The sequence below is a fragment of the Leptospira fainei serovar Hurstbridge str. BUT 6 genome, from assembly GCF_000306235.2.
Taxonomy (GTDB): Bacteria; Spirochaetota; Leptospiria; order Leptospirales; family Leptospiraceae; genus Leptospira_B; species Leptospira_B fainei.
In genome coordinates this window covers 200001-216109 of the sequence record NZ_AKWZ02000002.1, presented here as the reverse complement: position 1 = coordinate 216109, position 16109 = coordinate 200001, and the positions used below count along the sequence as shown (strand labels likewise).

Genomic DNA, 16109 nt, shown 5'->3' with positions numbered 1-16109 from the left:
CGAAGGTTCAATTATAATTGTTCTTTTAGAGATTTTAAGAAAGCTAGAAGGTGAAGGTATTTGCGAGCACTACCCCCATAAAGTCTTTCACGACTTCGGCAACATCTTCTAGTTTGATTGCATCTTGATCGACAATCCTTTGTCCGACCGTGCCTAAGATAATACTTATCAAAAGTCTATTTAAGTTCGGATTGGTAATCCCTAAATGCTTCGTGATGATCGTCACATATTCCTTCATCGCTTCCGCAATGAGTTGTTTTTCCTCTTCATGGTTCTTTAAACGAGAGACATCGCAAATGATATAAAGAAGATTTTGAAAATAACTTTCTCTATCCTTCACCATAGTAAAGAGGGCTTCTACGCGCTTTTCAATGGATTGGTTTTCCTCTCCCTTCGAATAAACTTGCAATTCTTGGATGTCCTTACTCAGAACAAATTTTACGAGTTCCTTAAAGATATCCTCTTTCGTAGAAAAGTAATGATACAACGTCCCGGTCGATACATCCAGTTCGGTGGCGATCTCCCGCATAGATACTGCCGAATATCCTCTCCGCGCGAGAATATCTACGCACTTGGAAAGAATTTCCGCTTTATATTTCTCGTGATTTACGATTTTCGGCATTCCGGTTTTCCTGAAACAGATTACTCTAAATTTTATAAAGTCGCTTTCTACGTCAACTCGACAAATTCAACGGTTTGAGAGATAAAATTAGATCTCTTAACGAATGAATTTCTAAGATCGATTCAGTAGGCAATGTTCAATTTTTTGTAGATGAAACCAAGCAACCAAATCGGCCCAATCAGCAGAAACTGCATATCCTTTAGAAAAGAAGGTTTTTTGCCTTCTATCTTATGACCGATGAACTGAAAGACCCATGCAATTGCAAAAATCCCGAGTGATATTTGCCAAACGGGGATTGGGGCGGTCGCCTCTAACTCCAAAATGATCGCATACATCGGCAAGGAAACTACAAGCATTCCTAACGCAAGTGTCAGGGAAAGTCTCAAATAGAATAGGATAACAAAAGCAATTGTCAGCGTCGCAAAGTTCAAATGCGGACTTATATTCGTGAAGAATGTGGGATTAGGAATCGCCCAGATCATCCCCAAAACGCTGAAGTAGATCGCGGGGACGCATATCCAGTGAATTGCCTTGTTGGTTTTATTCTGGTGGCTTTCTCCATACTCGCCGAACCAGGATTCGACAGATTTCATGCTCTTCCTCCCGAACAGGTTAATTATTTTATTTGTTCGAAAAAAGAAAGCAAGTGTTTTTTCCAAGTGGGGGCGAGGTGGGTTAGGATACGGCTCCGATTTCGTTCTGCATCCTCTTTCCCTTTTTCAAACGCATAACGGACTAAACTCGGATTCGTATAATCAAACCCTTGTTCTATAAAAGGGGCGTCCGGGGAGATCAAGAGAGTATTTGCGACAATTTCGGGCGCTTTTCCTACCAACGTAGTCTGCTCATAGAAAACCGCGATTTTTGGGATTTCGGAACTGAATTCTTCTAACAATAGATTATTCGTTAGCCCTCCATCTAAATAATAATTACCGCCAAGACTTTGCAAAGGAAGTACCGGAAACGCGGAACAGGAATTCATTACGATTTGAGTAACCGTTTCATGATCGGAAAATTCTTTTTCTGTAAAGATTCGTTCCCTCCATCCCCATTCCTTCATTTTATTCATAACGTGAAAGGGGAGTTCCCCCTTTCTTCTTAATTCTTCATCTCTAAAATAGGCGCGAATAATCCTAGCAGCTCTCGCTAAAAGCATACGTTTATTCGGTTTTCCGTTTTTATTTTTTTGAATTCGGTCTCCCGGAATTTCGACCGTATGAATTCGAATCTTTGCGGCTTTAGAGAGTAATTTAGGAAGTTTTAAACAATAACTGACCGTTCGACGAGCCATACCGTCGTGAGGAAAAGGAGGAAGAATTCTCAAGAGCCGATTCCAATAAAAATTTTTTGGGTTTCTTCGGGTTAATTCTTCGAAGTAGACGGAACTTTCTTCTTCGGTTTCGGATAAGGCGCTAATCGCCATTGCGGCGCCCGCACTTACTCCGGAGACCTCCCGAATCTGAATTCCCCAACTGCGAAGGGCAAAGGCAAAGCCTAATCCGTAAAAAGCCTTGATTCCTCCCCCAGCGATGGCTAAGGCGATTTCTTTTTTGGTTCCCAATTCCTTCCAAATGGATTCTAAAAACGGAATTGATGATTTGGTCGATTCAGACAGCATTCAGTCTTTCTATAGACAATGAACGCCGTTCGGGATCAAGAATAAATTTGGACTGTCATAGTTCCTACAGACCCCCAGATAATGATTTACTCCATTCATTTTAAAGCCAGACTCTACGAATAGAACCCGACAGACTACGGTCGAGGAGGCAATTGTAATGGGGCAAGAAAATCATCTGGAGGATATGCAAAAAGAATGGGAGAAGTTTTCTAAGGCTGTTCCTTCCTTGAAAGTTCCTCCTCCTGCGTTCGAAGAACTTTCGGGAGAATTTGTTTCGTACGTTCGCAAAAAAGAACTGACTTGTACTTTTTATATTGAACCTAGATTTTCCAACCCGATGGGAGTCTTTCAAGGCGGGTTTCTCGCTGCCGCGTTTGATAATACGTTCGGTCCTCTTTGTTATTTGGCTGCGGGGAAACCCACGACCACGCTAGAACTGAGCGTAAGTTACATCCGTATGGTCAAAGAAAACCAAAGGATTCGAATTACTGCCAGGGTCGTAGCGCGGGGCAATCAGCATATTTACCTAGAAGCCGAGGCTTTCGACGAGGAAGAAAAACTTCTCGCTAAGTCGACGACTCAAGTTTTGATTTTGAAAATTCCCGGGACCGGCAAACAAGAATAGAAGAATCTAGGCTGTTGCGGATTAAACCGGTGGAGTTTCGTGAGAGGTATTGGAAGAAGTTCCGGTAATTCTTTCTAACGGGAGTTTCCGAACGTGATCGGTCATTTCGCGGAGGATATTGGCCGTGATATCTTTCATAATTTCTCCCATTACCTCGGTCTCCAACACTTCCGCAATCATCTGTCCGATGTCTTCCCCTAATCTGCGAGAGACCTCCGACATGAACGGAAGTCGGGATAAATCCCCTAAAAGAAACTTGGATTGGAGCGACTCGTTCACCTTATTGTGAAATTGACGATTGTGTTTTGAAAATGCTTGCTTGGCAAGCTGGCTATAATCCAAACGAAGCATCACTTCTTCCACCCGCTCCAAAGAATGTAGGAATACGGCGTCTGCGATCGTATCTACGATCACATCTCGAAAACGAAATGTGATCTCTCTCGTTAAAGCTTCGCTAACATTCTGTCCGGACGTTCCGAATCTATAGAATGCGATCGCCAATTTTACGCCGCGGAGCAGCAAGAAAGGCCTTAGGAAAAAGAAGGGAATAATTCCGACTACTTCATACCAATTCGTCTTTAAATACTTTTTCGGATCCCCCTTTTGTCTCAGTTTTAAAATTAATTCCAATCCCCAAAGAACGAGAACTATTAGGTCGAAAACTAAAACATATGCTGAAATATCTCGATGAATGAATTCCTTGTAAGAATTTACGAATAGAAGCAGGAAGACGTCGATTGAAGCGAGTGTGAGAAGGAAATAATCGCGCCCAGTTCCCGGAAGGACGCTTCTCCAATATCGAATTGTACGGATGATTTTGCCGATTCGAGATACTCGAAGAGGTTTGATTGCAGTATCCGTCATGACTATTGGCTCGGTTCGGTAAGGTGTTTACAAGTTTTTCTAGAACCGCCAATCTGGTCACTAGATTTCGCGAGATGCACTTAGTAGTAGACGGTTTCAATTTGATTTACAAATTCCCCGAATTGGAAGCATTTATGTATTCCGATCGACTACGTGAAGCTAGGGTAGGGCTTCTTAGAATTTTAGAAGCGTATTCTTCGAAAATTAAGAATCCAAATATTCACGTTTTCTTTGATGGAAAGAAAGAAAAAGGAAGCGAAGTAAGAAAAGACGCTTACGGAAATATTCAAGTTTATTTCAGTCACGAATTAAAAGCGGATGATCTGATCAAGGATTATATCAAATACGCACCAAGGCCTTCCGAACTATTCGTTGTAAGCTCTGATCAGGAAATTTTACTTTTTGCGAAACGATTAGGTTCAAAAACTATCCCATCCGAGGATTTTGCAGCGAAGGTCGCCGATGCTTTCAGCGAAAAACCGCGAGCCGAAGAGAAAGATTCGGAAAGAAAACTTTCTCCGGGCGAAATTCTATATTGGAAAGAACTCTTCAAGAAGGGAAAATAAACCGTGCTCTTCAATTCCATCCTATTTCTTATCTTCTTTTCCGTCGTTTATATCATTTACTGGCTTTTACCGGGTAGGCGAAGACAAGATTTTTTACTATTTTCGAGCGCCTTATTTTACGTTATAAGCGCATCGACTATCTTCGGTGGATTAGGATTTCTCGCTCATTTTATAGCGATAATATTGACGAACTATTTCGCTTATTATCGGATCCGTACGTCGAATCACAAAAAGGGGTGGATGATATTCGCCGTCCTATTGAACGTCATCAATCTAGGATTCTTCAAGTATTTCTATTTCATCAATAGAATACTCGCCGATATCACAGGATATCCTTTCTTCGAAGAAGTTCCTAGAATCTTAAAAATATCTCTTCCATTAGCGGTCAGCTTTTACAGTTTTCAAATGATCGCGTCTGCTATCGACGCCTATCGAAAGCCTGAAGGCGAAGTCCTGACTTTAAAGCAATTTTTCTCTTTCGTTCTATTCTTCCCGATCCTGATAGTCGGCCCCATTTTGAGGATGAAAGATTTTTTTCCGAACTTGGAACAACTCTCTCCGAGTAAGGAAAAAATTATTCGAGCGGGCTATTTAATGATCTCCGGGTTGATTAAAAAAATCATGGTGGCAGATCCTGTTGCGAACGTCATCGCTCCCGTATTTGCGAATCCAGGGCAATACGATAATCTTTCTCTTGTGCTCGCCGGGTTCGGATATACGATTCAAGTTTATTGCGATTTCTCGGGTTTAACGGATATGGCGAGGTCGGTCGGTCTTATGCTCGGTTTCGAATTGCCAGAAAACTTTAAGGCTCCTTTGTTTTCACCGTCCGGAAGGGAACTTTGGCAACGATGGCATATGACCCTTTCATTCTGGCTGAGAGATTACGTTTACTTTTCTTTAGGGGGAAGCAAAACGGGGGAATGGAGAACTTATCTCAATCTAATCATCACAATGACGGTCGGAGGAATTTGGCACGGAGCGGATTACACCTTTATTGCTTGGGGCTTTTACTGGGGTGTTATCCTTGCTGCGGAAAGATTTTTCGTTAAGCGTTTCGGATGGGATGACGGAGAATCCTCAAATCGATTCTTAAACGTAATCAGAGTTCAAATTATATTCGTTCTTTTCTCTTTTAGCGCGATCTTATTCAGGTCGAATTCCGCGGGAAAAATGGTCCAGCATGTCGTGGGATTAATCGCGAATCTGCCTGGAAAACTTTCCGGAATTTTAATGGCCAACGGATCAAATTGGATCGATCAGGCGACTTCGTTGGTTTCCGGGCCCTCTCCATTAAGGTTAGAAAGAATGGAGAATATGGAGAAACTTGCGTACTCTTATCTCGCATTTTTGTTCTTTCATTTCGTACAATATAAACCGGAACGGATTCAAAAAATCGGAGAAAATCGAACCTGGATTTTTGTAATTTGTGCGATTCTTACCGTCTTTGCGATCACGTTGTATTCCGAAGATTCCAGCGTATGCATCTATTGCCAATTTTAGAGGTTCGAACGAATTGATATGAAAGATAAGAAGATTCTTTTAATTCCGTTTCTGATTCTCGCAATCTCGTTAATGATAGATCGGTTTTTGACGAATAACTATTTTGAAAGATACTACTCCAACACTCTATCGCACTTAAATTATTTAAGCAAACAGGACCTTTACGAAGATTTAAAAGGATATCTTAAAAAACCTCCTTCCGAAAGGAAAAAGGTATTAGTCTTCCTCGGAAATTCCAGATCGCTGCTTTTTCCTTACCATGAATTGCGTGAAAAATATCCGGATTGGATTCTATATAATTTTTCCGTTCCGGGGGGATCGCCGGATTACTTTTTGTATTGGGTGGAGAGAATCACAAAAGACGGATTGCATCCGGATTTTATCGTACTGGATGAATCATTAGAAATCTTTAATAAAACTCCGAATTTAGCTTTGGATGAAGTCTTGATTTACGGAGTTTCGCCCGGGTTCTTACTTCGTCATTGGAATCGATATTCGAAGGAACAATGGTCCATTTTTCTATCAAAGAGAATGTTTCATTCGTACCGCGATCGACCGAAGCTTTGGAGAGTTCGGGAACGTTTAAAAAACGATTCCTATTGGGCCAATAATTACGCCGCTGCCGTTGTGAATACGTTAGAGTCGTTAGCGGATCAAAAGGGTAGTACGTCTCGAGAGGCCAACGTAATCAAACTTCCGCAAGACCAACTGATTAAAAGATCGGAGTCCGATTTTCAGTCCTATTTGAGTCCTTATACGTTTCATTACGATATGTTGGAAATGCAAAGAGATTCCGTAGAATTATTAAAGAAAGCCGGAATTCCATACGCGACAATCTGGGTACGAGTGGCTAGACCGTATTTTAAGTTGTATGGAACTCGAAAAACGGATACACCCGATGGACCGCAAATTCCGTTGAACGTTTGGCTTGCAGAGATCCGGAAATTCAATCAAGAGACCGATACAAAATTCTGGGATATGAATAATGATCCCGAATATACCTGCGATGATTTCTCCGATCCGGGCCACATGTCGCCTAGCTGCTATCCCGCCTATGGAGATTACGTGTTTAGAAAACTCTCGGAAAATGTAGAACCTAATTAGATTCTATTTAAAAGCAATCGCTGCTTTTTTTGCAGAGAAGGCGACTTACCGGAACTCCTTTTTCGAAGAGTATCCTGAGCTTCGGTAAGTATTAAAATTTCTTAAATTTTGGAAACTCGCCTAAGTCGCAAAAATTCCTTCCTCTCGTCGGTCATCGATGTAAATAAAGTCCGGCTTCGACTTCCTTTTTCTTTGCGCTACCGGCTAAGATTTCTACGATTCGAAGCGCAAATTCAAATGCGGAACCTGGGCCGATACTAGTTATGATTTTTCCGGATTCTTCGAGTCGCGAGCCGGTGTATTCGCTCGTTTTTTCCACCGACCCCGGGAAGCCTGTAAATTTTTGCCCGGAATTTAATATACCGTGCTCCTTTAAAATACTAGGAGCCGCGCAGATGGCTGCGATCCATTTTCCTTGCTTTTTATAACGATTCAGTAATTCGATTAGATTCGAATCTTTCCCTAGATTTTGCGTTCCTAAATTTCCCCCCGGAAGAATGACCATATCAAAATCTTCGTGAGCAATTTCCGAAAGTACGGTGTCCGGGAGATGGCGGGTTCCGCGGGAAGCCTGAACCGGACCATCGGAGAGTCCTGCAGTAATGACTTGCACTCCCGCCCTACGGAGAACATCCACGATAACGACTGCCTCGATTTCTTCCATTCCGGTGGCAAAGGGTACGAGAACTTTGGCCATATCTTCCTCCGATCGGAACTTTGGAAGACTCTATCGCCACTTAGGTTAGAAGTAAATCATTTCCTATTCGTCTTCATCCAAGTAAGGTTGGAATTAAGAAAATAATTCGAGAGCATGGCGACTCCGATGGATATCAGATCGCATACTAGTTTGATTGGAATTCCAGTGGAAAAGGAGTAATTAGAAAAGACTCGATTATGCAATAATTGGTAAAACTCAATCTGCAATATAAGCCCGAATAGGCTTACCGCTTGAAAAATCGCAAATCCTTCAATGGCACGGAAACCCTCATATCTTCTTTCATAGAAAGTGAAGTAATTGTTCAACAGAAAGTTGGATATGATAGAAAGCTCGATTCCCAATAAGACAGAACTTGAGATGGGATCTAAAAACGAGATACCGGTACTGATATCGGGCAAGGAAAAGAATTCACCGATCAGAAAGCCGCCCAGGTTTACGATTACTCCGGTTGCCCCAACCATCGCATAAAGCAAAAAGGTCGGCGAAATCCATTCTCCAAAGCGAATGTCCAATAGAGCCAATAGAAAATTTCGAATTACGGAATTGTCCAGTTTTGTTTCTCCATGAACTCTTGTGCGGAATGTGTATGGAATTTCCTCGACCTTTAAATCTTCTTTTCCTCGGGCTAGAAATTCTAAGAGGATCTTAAACCCTCTCGGATTAATGCTATTTTTGACTTCGGAATATACGTCTTTTCGAATCCCGAAAAATCCACTCATAGGATCGGAAACATTTTGGCGGATTAATCGCCGCGCCAATGCGTTTCCGAATCGGCTGATTCCCACTCGAAATAGAGACCATTTTCCGGTTGAACCTCCATTTGTGTAACGCGTTCCCAGACAAAGATCATTTCCGCGATCATTCAGAGATCGAATCATTTCAGGAAGAATTCTTTCATCGTGCTGCAAGTCGGAATCCATTACGACGAAAAGATCCCCTTTAGCAATTCCCATTCCGGTCAAAACTGCCGAAGATAGACCTTTTCCGGTAAAGCGCCGAATGACTTTTAATTGAGGGAGATTTTTCTGCAGATCCTCGGCCACTTCCCATGTGCGGTCGGGACTATCGTCGTCGACAACGATAATCTCGTGCATGAATCCTGACAAAGATTCGGAGATACGCTCTGCAGCGATGGGTAAATTTTCGCTTTCATTGTATGTAGGAAGAATGACGGAAATAGTTGGATTCATCGTAAGTCCAAAGTCCGAAAAGGATCGGATTCGATCAATTCTAATAAGTAATTAATTGATTACATACTAAAAAATAGAAGGGATAAGGAAAAAAGGTCTTAGAGTTACTGAACCGCAGTCTACATCGATTCAGACGAATAGGTAGACGACCGACGTTCAAATGCTGCTTTGTGAAGGATGGAGACTTTCTTTAGACTGATCAATTTGGCTCTAGGATTCCACCTAGAACGTTTTTTATTTATATTTTTGAGATGAATGGAATTTAAAAAAGAAAAGCCGTAATCGAACTGAATATTCGATTACGGCATAAGAGGTTAGGAGTTTAACGGAAGTTTATAAGCAGCAGAGTAGGGCACTCGCCGAACCGTTTCGTTGGGCGATACCGCCTACATATTCGCCGTCATCGCATTGGCCCTTATAAGATCCGGATGCCCAGTCACCCCCGCGAGAGGAAGTTCGGTTGTCACCTCGATCGAACCAAACGGTTCTACAGCTATTTCCTAACGAACGATTGCCTTGAGCACATAGTATTCCGCTCGTTCCCCACCAACGTTTTGAAAAGCCGGAGACGTAAAAGTTCTGCGGACATTCGTATTTTGTAAAACCGCCGGCCCAATCTCCGGTTCCATGGTATCGGGTAGTCGTTTCGTTTACTGCTTGCACATTATAATTTCTATTTGAATTCCAAAGGACCCCGTAGGCAATATCCGTGCAAAGAGCGCGCTGATCTTGACTAAGTCCGTTCAGTCGATATCCGTCGGGACAATTACCTTTATTAGCCCCATTATCCCAATCGTTGTTTAAAGTCGAGGAGTTGTCATTTCCTCCTCCGATGGATAAATTTGCGAAATGGTTGGCGAAAACGCTCTGTCCTTGGTTACCGGAATACGTTAATAAGCGATTCAATTGAGCGAAACGCCAATCGTCTTTCAATGTTCTAGACCAATCACTCGAAACCAATCCCCATTCATCGTTTCCGTTTAAAGGCCAAAATGCAAAATCAAGATCCCGTTCGATTAGATAATCGACTAGGTTTTGTAACCATTGCTTATCTTGATCATTGGTCGTCGAAGGAGAAGCGCCGAATTCGCTTACCCAAACCGGCGCCGTATAGTAGAGTTCAGGATCAACTACATATCCCCATTCGGAATAGACGGTATTCCGAAATGTAGTCGGATCCATTTGGTTGTAGGTAATATTGCTTCCCGAAGTCTTTGGGTCCCCGTTATTATTCGGACCGATATAGCCGTAGTTATGGGCCGAGTAGACGAGTTTATTCGAGAGAGGCAAATGGACCGGTAGGCCTTTTATCGGTTTGAGATGAGGACGTTCGCCCGACCCAAGAATCGGAATCAAACCCCACCAATTTATGCCTTCAACGATGACGAGTAAATCTGGATTGTTCAGAGTGATTTGCCCGCCTAAATCCTGAGAAGCTTTATGCCAATCGTTTACATCTCCGGATCCCCAATTGGGACTATCGGGAATATATGTATCACCGCGTCTCTGCGTTCTAACTTCGTTTCTTAGATCCGCTGCCACCACCATTTTATTATTTTTATAGCGATTCACCATCATGAGCCAATCAGCCTGCCACATATCTGTGGATGAATTGTAGGCTAAACTCGAACCGGTATGGTACCAAAGGCCGTTATAATCGAACCCGCAGCACCATTCCGCCAGAGTCGTATGATTATTTAGAACTACGGCAATTCCCGCATCGGTTAGTGCCTGCACAGTTTGATCATAAACTTGCAAAGGAGTTAATCCGCTGAATTGCGGATTTGCACTAATATCCGCGTCGGACACTGCATTCGTATTGTGTAACATAACGTTGGAAAACGGTAATCTTACCGCATTGAATCCCCATTCTTTGATTAAGGACACGATAAATGAAATCGGCTGTTTATCCAGACCGGCGACTACAAAATGGGTGTCGCTTGCTCCGTACCAGTTGACCGCTTTCAGTTTAAACCGATTATTATTCGTATCGACGATATATCTCCCGTTGGTGCTCAAAGGAACCGAAGGAAGGGGAACTCCCGTGGGAGAATACAATTGCTCGCGGCTCGCATTCTGATTCAATCCGAGTCCCGGCAAATTTCCGGTTAAGGAGGAAAGGGCTCCCAATAAATTCGGACCGAATTTTGCACCATCCGGTGAACAAGAAATAATTGTTAAAAGGAAAAAAAGAATCGTGCAGATTCTTACGCCCTTATTTTGATTCATCGACATTTCAATTCTCTCCAAGAACCGCCAACAGCAAAGCTATTCCGTTAAAAACAGGTTCCTATTTTCTTTTGGTATATTAAATGGAATCTCCTTATAATCCGTTTCTATAGCGAGCGCTAAAGACTTATAAAGTGCTTATATTTAAAAAAAACGATCGTTCAGAAAATTTCTATTATCTCCGTTTTTTGGCAGGAATGGCTACTTACTCTGCTTGGGAAAGGGTGGCTCTTTAAGAAGCAATGAATCCATCGGAAAACCTTGCGGATGCAATTCAGTAATTTGTATCGTTCGTTCTGACAGGTTGCCGGGATTCCATACGATTAGGTCAAACCTGGGAGTAAATCGAATTGTTAGTCAAATTGCAATGAGGACCGAGTTCGTTCATTCTTTTACGCATTTCGTATAAAAGGAGCGGTGAAATACAAATACATGAAGGTACTAAATTTCTTTTTAAAAATAGAAGATACTGAACATCCATATAGAATGATCATTCGTTTTCTAGTAGGTGGAGTCTTTCTTTGGGAGGGCATTATTAAATTTCTCTACGCGAATCAGGGTGTAGGAAGATTTACAAAACTTGGATTTCCGGAACCGGGGATTGTTAGCGGTTTCATCGGGGGGTTGGAAATCGCCGGTGGACTTTTGCTTATTGCCGGATTTCTGACAAAACCGATTGGCTGCCTTTTTATAATCGAGATGATCGTAGCTATGCTCACGACGAAGGTGCCGCTATATTTTGGGACTTCGCCTTTGGCATCTCCACAAGCGCCGCCAATCGTCGGCATTTGGGCGGTTTTGCACGAAATTCGATCCGAATACGCCCAGTTATTAGGATCGCTTTATTTAGTCCTTTCCGGGCCTGGACGTAATTCTATCGACGCTATTCTGAAGCGAAGAGCCAAATTATAACTGCAAACGGAAAGTCTGAAAGAAACCGAGTAGAATTTTTTCCGAAGGAAAGAATTCGGACTGCGCGAAACTTAAACCGGACTCCTTTTTCAGAAAGATTTGGGAGTCCGGATAAGTATATTATTCTGCAAAGCGTTTCGGCATCGATCGGCATGTTAGGCTGGCTTATCGACTTTTTACAGGTGAAATCTGACATAAGAGACTACTTCCGATAATCAATATTATGTCGCATAAAACTATCTTCCAAATTTGAGTGGTTCCATGCTTACTTTACACTCTTAACTCAATACCATCCTTTACAGAAAGGCCTAAATAAATCATGAATCTTATGTTACTCAAATTGACAATGCCTATATATCGCGGAATGGCTTATTATTCGTTTACTTATTATTTGCGGCTTTGTCTTTTCCGGGCCAAAAGGATAAGAATTTATCCCCGGTACTGCTGCAAAAAAAAGGTATTTTGGATGATCGTCTGCGCTTGCTTTAACTACGATTAGAACCCATTTTAAAAGACTGAAAGAATTCGAGCTCGGTCGATTAACCGAAATGAAACGCTGTTCGAACGTTCATGGTTCGAGCCTTGGACAAGGAAAATTGTCTTCCCCGAGTCAGTATCCTTGCCATAAGGAGATCGTTACGATCGTCTTGCTATTATCAGACTTATTTAAGCACTCACATTTGACCTGAGCAGATTGGCTGTAGTAACCTTGTGAAGCGGAGAAACCTGGGGCCGGTTTACAGCTTTTATAAAGACCACCTTCAACGAGACGATTGCAAGCAGTTTGGATCGCCGCTTCAATATCTCCGCCTTGGGATTCAACCCGATCGGGAATAACGAAGAACATTGCGCTAATGAGAATCGTTGCGGAGATAAATAATAAGGATTTTTTCATAGGAATTCGCGTCAGTAAATGGGTAGAATGTTTAGGAAAGAAAAAATTTCAAACTAAATTTTCTAACATGCGATTATTTTGGTAAATTACGGCTAATTTCGTCGAAAATTATCGTCTCATTGATTTATCACGTTTAGTATTCTAAACGTTGGGTTATAATCTGATGACAGATTTCTGATTTATCGACGTAGTTTCGTCAAAATCTGCGAAGTTGGATGCAAAAAACATTGTGAGGATTTAATGCTGGAGATAACTCCGCGACCGATTGCAGGGTTCGCAATATTACCTATTTTTTTAGGAATGCTCTCTTATAGTGTGCTATCCATTTTCACGATTAGCATTGGCGGCAGTTATCCTCTTCAGGCGCAAGAAAAAGGGCCTCCTGACGATGTTTTCGAATATAAGGTTAAGAAGAACGATACACTATCCAAAATTTCCAAACAGTTTTTGGAAGAGCCTGGCCGCTGGAAAGAATTACTTAAATATAACGAGATTCCTAATCCGTCTTTGATTCGAGAAGGTATAACCTTAAAAATTCCCGGTTATCTCAGGAAAGATTCGATTCCTGCCGCACCGGCCCAAGCTCAAACTCCCGCGGCATCTGTCGCTGCGAATCCGGAAGCCATAGCGGAATTTACGATTGGCACAGTGGAATCCTCTAAGGATTTCAATCCGGTAACGAACGCGGGAAAATGGGCGAAAATAGCGAAAAACTCGATGTTTTTTACCGACGAATGGATTCGAACTAAAGATAAGTCTTCGTTGCGTTTCGCTTTCATTAAAACCGGGATTTCTTTCGAGATTAGACAAAATTCTGTTTTGCGAATACTTTCAAGTAAAACCCAATCCCTTGCGGAATATAAGAATGATACAGTGGAAAATGCGAAGGCAGTTTTGATATCTTCAGGATCACTGGAGTCTTCCGTGCGTGAGAAGGATAAAGGTAAGAAATATAAATTATTCGTGCTGACACCCGTTGCGACTGTTGGAGTTAGAGGAACTGAATTTTATGTGGATTCGATAGTTCCCGACAAAAGTCTGGTGGGGTGTTTTCAAGGAGAATTAGACGTCGCGGCCCAAGGCGTAGTAGTCAACGTTCCGGCTGGATTCGGAACATCCGTAGAGAAAGGCAAGAAACCTGCGACTCCGACCCCGCTTCCTGATAGAGTCGAGATCCAATAATAAATAATATTAGTGCTGATAATTGGCTAAATGGCGAAGATTGGTTTTTTATTTTCCAAATCGGTTATGTTGAATTTTTATAACGTTTTCACCATTACCATATTGGTCTTGGTACTCTTATTTTTCGGAGAGCATAATTCACTTATAGCTCAATCGAAAAAAAATTCTGCAACAGTACCGCTTTCATCAATTACACTTAGATGGGGACAGGTTCCTAGCATAAAAGGATATTTAGTAGAACTTTCAGAGCGATCGGATTTTGCTAACGTTCTCTCTGCTCAGACTGTCCTTGATTCGTCAGTAACATTTGGAGAAGAGAAACTTACATTATACGTGCGGATTACCGCTATCGGAATTTCAGGAGCAAAAGGGCCTCCTTCCAGCATAGTTTCCTTGAAAGAATATTCCGAGCGATTTCGGGAGGAAAGCTACGAGGCAGATAATTTTGTAAATCCTTCGGAACGTTTGGAGATTTTCTTCGGAGATTCCAATTCGAAGAAGGATGAATTTATTGCGGCAGGAGGTAATTCTGAACGTAATCCTAAAACTCACCTGCCTCTGAAAACTTTTTTTAGAATCGATAAAGGTGAATGGTTGGAATATAAGGGATCTATTCCGTTAGTAAAGGAAGGCTGGGCAGATGTAGAATTCTACTCGGAAGATATAGTCGGCAACCGAGAGCAGGTTCGAACAATTCGTGTCTTGAAGGATACGACTCCTCCGCAGGTTATCTGGAGTCCTAAAGAAATGGGAACTTCCGGCTTGCCGGAATACCGTTCCGGAGATGCGATAACTTTTGCAATTCAAGAGGACGGTTCAGGGATTCGCTACCTTGAAGCGGAAATAAAATCAGAGTCTCCTAGCGGACGGAAAGTCGGCGTAAAACGGATTCGAGAGTTCGAGAATTCTCCTCCATTTTTTAAAGGAGAATACAAGATACCTGAGTCGGTACCAGAAGGCGTTTGGATTTTACGCTGGGTTTCTGAAGACAAAGCCGGAAACAAGAAATCGGGTGAATTCCCCCTTATGGTCGATCAGAAAGGTCCGACTTGTGAAATTGTACTGCCAGGCCTTCGCAAGGAGGAAGATATATTTTTATTAAATAGTAAATCTGAAGTACATCTGTTTTGTTCCGACGAATACAGCGGTGTTAAGGAAATAAAAATTTCCATTCAAGGTGCGACGACTAAGGAATTTCAATATACTACCCCCTTTCACTTGCCGATTGGAAAATCGACGTTATCGGTTCGAGCAAAAGACCATGTCGGCAATCAGAGTGATTTTACCTATAAAATCGAAGTCCTAAATCCCAATTGGGAGAAAGATGGCGGCACGAAGCTTCAGCTAAAACAATAATCACCTGCCGTATATACTTGGGCAGTACGGAGAGACATTGGACTCTCCGTTATTTTTTTTGAGTTCCGCATTTCTGTGGTATTACAGTGTGTGTGAGCTCCCGCGGGGACTGCTTCGCCCCGCCCTGAAGGTACAAACCGGAGACATCGGTAACAGAATAGACCTGTGACATAGGTAACACTGAAATTTAGGCAAATGGAGGAAAATCCTTTGCCGTGGAAAGAGGTGTCCCCTATGGACGAGAAAGTAAAATTCATTGCCGCAGTATGCGACGGAACGGTTTCCATAAGTTCTCTTTGTGAAACATTTGGAATAAGTAGAAAGACGGGATACAAGTGGCTTGAACGGTATCGCAAGGAAGGCCCTGAAGGTCTTTTGGAGAGAAGTAGGGTACCGCACACAAACCCGAACCGAGTAGGTTTTGCGGAAGAGCGGTTGATTCTTGCAGTTCGTAAGCAACACCCTACTTGGGGACCTCGCAAATTGCTTGTAATACTTGAGGGAAGTCATCCGGAAATTATTTGGCCTGCAGCGAGCACGATCGGCAGTATTCTTAAGAAAAGAGGTTTAGTAAAGCCCCGTAAGAAGAGAGGAGGAATGGTTCGTTTTTCGGAACCTTTCCGAGGTTATGATCATCCGAATGCGGTTTGGTGTGCTGATTTCAAAGGTGATTTTAAAATGCGAGACGGAATCCGTTGCTATCCCTTAACAATATCCGACGGTTA

Annotated in this window: 16 protein-coding genes (1 of these 16 only partly in view); 8 read left to right on the top strand and 8 right to left on the bottom strand. The window is 42.3% G+C overall.

Annotated features, from left to right (window positions below; all coding sequences use genetic code 11):
- Positions 1 to 43: 43 nt before the first annotated feature.
- The 3 genes from LEP1GSC058_RS02405 to LEP1GSC058_RS02395 form a co-directional block, all read right to left on the bottom strand.
- Complete coding sequence (locus tag LEP1GSC058_RS02405) at positions 44 to 622, bottom strand: TetR/AcrR family transcriptional regulator (protein ID WP_010569624.1); 579 nt, start codon at positions 620 to 622, stop codon at positions 44 to 46.
- Between the two features lie 122 nt (positions 623 to 744).
- Positions 745 to 1215: an Mpo1 family 2-hydroxy fatty acid dioxygenase gene (locus LEP1GSC058_RS02400; RefSeq protein ID WP_016548240.1), complete on the bottom strand. Its 471-nt coding sequence runs from the start codon at positions 1213 to 1215 to the stop codon at positions 745 to 747.
- Between the two features lie 23 nt (positions 1216 to 1238).
- The gene (locus tag LEP1GSC058_RS02395) at positions 1239 to 2240 is read right to left on the bottom strand and encodes a patatin-like phospholipase family protein (protein ID WP_016548170.1); all 1002 of its coding nucleotides are present in this window, start codon (positions 2238 to 2240) and stop codon (positions 1239 to 1241) included.
- Positions 2241 to 2397: 157 nt separating this feature from the next.
- Here LEP1GSC058_RS02395 and LEP1GSC058_RS02390 point away from each other — a divergent pair, with 157 nt between their 5' ends.
- Positions 2398 to 2865 carry a PaaI family thioesterase gene (locus LEP1GSC058_RS02390; protein WP_016547848.1) on the top strand — a complete coding sequence of 156 codons (468 nt, stop codon included), beginning with the start codon at positions 2398 to 2400 and terminating at the stop codon, positions 2863 to 2865.
- Between the two features lie 21 nt (positions 2866 to 2886).
- Here the strand turns inward: LEP1GSC058_RS02390 and LEP1GSC058_RS02385 are convergent, their stop codons facing one another.
- Positions 2887 to 3729 carry a hypothetical protein gene (locus LEP1GSC058_RS02385; RefSeq protein ID WP_016547816.1) on the bottom strand — a complete coding sequence of 281 codons (843 nt, stop codon included), beginning with the start codon at positions 3727 to 3729 and terminating at the stop codon, positions 2887 to 2889.
- Positions 3730 to 3803: 74 nt separating this feature from the next.
- On the opposite strand from LEP1GSC058_RS02385, the gene LEP1GSC058_RS02380 reads away from it, so the two are divergent.
- Genes LEP1GSC058_RS02380 through LEP1GSC058_RS02370 form a run of 3 tightly spaced genes read left to right on the top strand, consistent with a single transcriptional unit; the run spans position 3804 to position 6902 of the window.
- The gene (locus LEP1GSC058_RS02380) at positions 3804 to 4295 is read left to right on the top strand and encodes an NYN domain-containing protein (RefSeq protein WP_039947970.1); all 492 of its coding nucleotides are present in this window, start codon (positions 3804 to 3806) and stop codon (positions 4293 to 4295) included.
- Between the two features lie 3 nt (positions 4296 to 4298).
- On the top strand, positions 4299 to 5798 hold the full coding sequence (locus LEP1GSC058_RS02375) for an MBOAT family O-acyltransferase (protein ID WP_016547782.1): 1500 nt from the start codon (positions 4299 to 4301) through the stop codon (positions 5796 to 5798).
- Between the two features lie 18 nt (positions 5799 to 5816).
- Positions 5817 to 6902 (top strand): DUF1574 domain-containing protein, encoded by a 1086-nt coding sequence (locus LEP1GSC058_RS02370; protein ID WP_016547861.1) that lies wholly within the window; start codon positions 5817 to 5819, stop codon positions 6900 to 6902.
- 151 nt (positions 6903 to 7053) lie between these two features.
- On the opposite strand, the gene LEP1GSC058_RS02365 is transcribed toward LEP1GSC058_RS02370, so the two are convergent.
- The 3 genes from LEP1GSC058_RS02365 to LEP1GSC058_RS02355 form a co-directional block, all read right to left on the bottom strand.
- Positions 7054 to 7599 (bottom strand): DJ-1 family glyoxalase III, encoded by a 546-nt coding sequence (locus LEP1GSC058_RS02365; protein WP_016548181.1) that lies wholly within the window; start codon positions 7597 to 7599, stop codon positions 7054 to 7056.
- A gap of 56 nt (positions 7600 to 7655) precedes the next feature.
- Entirely contained in the window at positions 7656 to 8810 is a 1155-nt protein-coding gene (locus LEP1GSC058_RS02360) for a glycosyltransferase family 2 protein (RefSeq protein WP_016548245.1), read from the bottom strand.
- 333 nt (positions 8811 to 9143) lie between these two features.
- Positions 9144 to 11045 carry a glycoside hydrolase family 5 protein gene (locus tag LEP1GSC058_RS02355; protein WP_016548089.1) on the bottom strand — a complete coding sequence of 634 codons (1902 nt, stop codon included), beginning with the start codon at positions 11043 to 11045 and terminating at the stop codon, positions 9144 to 9146.
- A gap of 426 nt (positions 11046 to 11471) precedes the next feature.
- Between LEP1GSC058_RS02355 and LEP1GSC058_RS02350 the strand changes: the two genes are divergently transcribed.
- Entirely contained in the window at positions 11472 to 11951 is a 480-nt protein-coding gene (locus LEP1GSC058_RS02350) for a DoxX family protein (protein ID WP_016547866.1), read from the top strand.
- A gap of 610 nt (positions 11952 to 12561) precedes the next feature.
- Here LEP1GSC058_RS02350 and LEP1GSC058_RS19860 read toward each other — a convergent pair.
- On the bottom strand, positions 12562 to 12798 hold the full coding sequence (locus LEP1GSC058_RS19860) for a hypothetical protein (RefSeq protein ID WP_016547796.1): 237 nt from the start codon (positions 12796 to 12798) through the stop codon (positions 12562 to 12564).
- A gap of 288 nt (positions 12799 to 13086) precedes the next feature.
- Here LEP1GSC058_RS19860 and LEP1GSC058_RS02335 point away from each other — a divergent pair, with 288 nt between their 5' ends.
- The 3 genes from LEP1GSC058_RS02335 to LEP1GSC058_RS02325 all read left to right on the top strand — a co-directional run.
- Complete coding sequence (locus LEP1GSC058_RS02335; protein WP_016548066.1) at positions 13087 to 14028, top strand: LysM peptidoglycan-binding domain-containing protein; 942 nt, start codon at positions 13087 to 13089, stop codon at positions 14026 to 14028.
- A gap of 30 nt (positions 14029 to 14058) precedes the next feature.
- On the top strand, positions 14059 to 15384 hold the full coding sequence (locus LEP1GSC058_RS02330) for a hypothetical protein (protein WP_016547802.1): 1326 nt from the start codon (positions 14059 to 14061) through the stop codon (positions 15382 to 15384).
- A gap of 210 nt (positions 15385 to 15594) precedes the next feature.
- Positions 15595 to 16109 carry the start of an IS481 family transposase gene (locus LEP1GSC058_RS02325; RefSeq protein ID WP_016547907.1) on the top strand. The gene runs 637 nt beyond the window's last position, so 515 of the gene's 1152 nt are visible here — the first part of the coding sequence; its start codon is at positions 15595 to 15597; the stop codon falls past the right edge of the window.

What these genes read in the sequence shown, in the direction of transcription:
- LEP1GSC058_RS02405 (WP_010569624.1), bottom strand. Translation starts at nt 622, where the DNA reads ATGCCGAAAATCGTAAATCACGAGAAATATAAAGCGGAAATTCTTTCC.
- LEP1GSC058_RS02400 (WP_016548240.1), bottom strand. Translation starts at nt 1,215, where the DNA reads ATGAAATCTGTCGAATCCTGGTTCGGCGAGTATGGAGAAAGCCACCAG.
- LEP1GSC058_RS02395 (WP_016548170.1), bottom strand. Translation starts at nt 2,240, where the DNA reads ATGCTGTCTGAATCGACCAAATCATCAATTCCGTTTTTAGAATCCATT.
- LEP1GSC058_RS02390 (WP_016547848.1), top strand. Translation starts at nt 2,398, where the DNA reads ATGGGGCAAGAAAATCATCTGGAGGATATGCAAAAAGAATGGGAGAAG.
- LEP1GSC058_RS02385 (WP_016547816.1), bottom strand. Translation starts at nt 3,729, where the DNA reads ATGACGGATACTGCAATCAAACCTCTTCGAGTATCTCGAATCGGCAAA.
- LEP1GSC058_RS02380 (WP_039947970.1), top strand. Translation starts at nt 3,804, where the DNA reads ATGCACTTAGTAGTAGACGGTTTCAATTTGATTTACAAATTCCCCGAA.
- LEP1GSC058_RS02370 (WP_016547861.1), top strand. Translation starts at nt 5,817, where the DNA reads ATGAAAGATAAGAAGATTCTTTTAATTCCGTTTCTGATTCTCGCAATC.
- LEP1GSC058_RS02365 (WP_016548181.1), bottom strand. Translation starts at nt 7,599, where the DNA reads ATGGCCAAAGTTCTCGTACCCTTTGCCACCGGAATGGAAGAAATCGAG.
- LEP1GSC058_RS02360 (WP_016548245.1), bottom strand. Translation starts at nt 8,810, where the DNA reads ATGAATCCAACTATTTCCGTCATTCTTCCTACATACAATGAAAGCGAA.
- LEP1GSC058_RS02355 (WP_016548089.1), bottom strand. Translation starts at nt 11,045, where the DNA reads ATGTCGATGAATCAAAATAAGGGCGTAAGAATCTGCACGATTCTTTTT.
- LEP1GSC058_RS02350 (WP_016547866.1), top strand. Translation starts at nt 11,472, where the DNA reads ATGAAGGTACTAAATTTCTTTTTAAAAATAGAAGATACTGAACATCCA.
- LEP1GSC058_RS19860 (WP_016547796.1), bottom strand. Translation starts at nt 12,798, where the DNA reads ATGTTCTTCGTTATTCCCGATCGGGTTGAATCCCAAGGCGGAGATATT.
- LEP1GSC058_RS02335 (WP_016548066.1), top strand. Translation starts at nt 13,087, where the DNA reads ATGCTGGAGATAACTCCGCGACCGATTGCAGGGTTCGCAATATTACCT.
- LEP1GSC058_RS02330 (WP_016547802.1), top strand. Translation starts at nt 14,059, where the DNA reads ATGGCGAAGATTGGTTTTTTATTTTCCAAATCGGTTATGTTGAATTTT.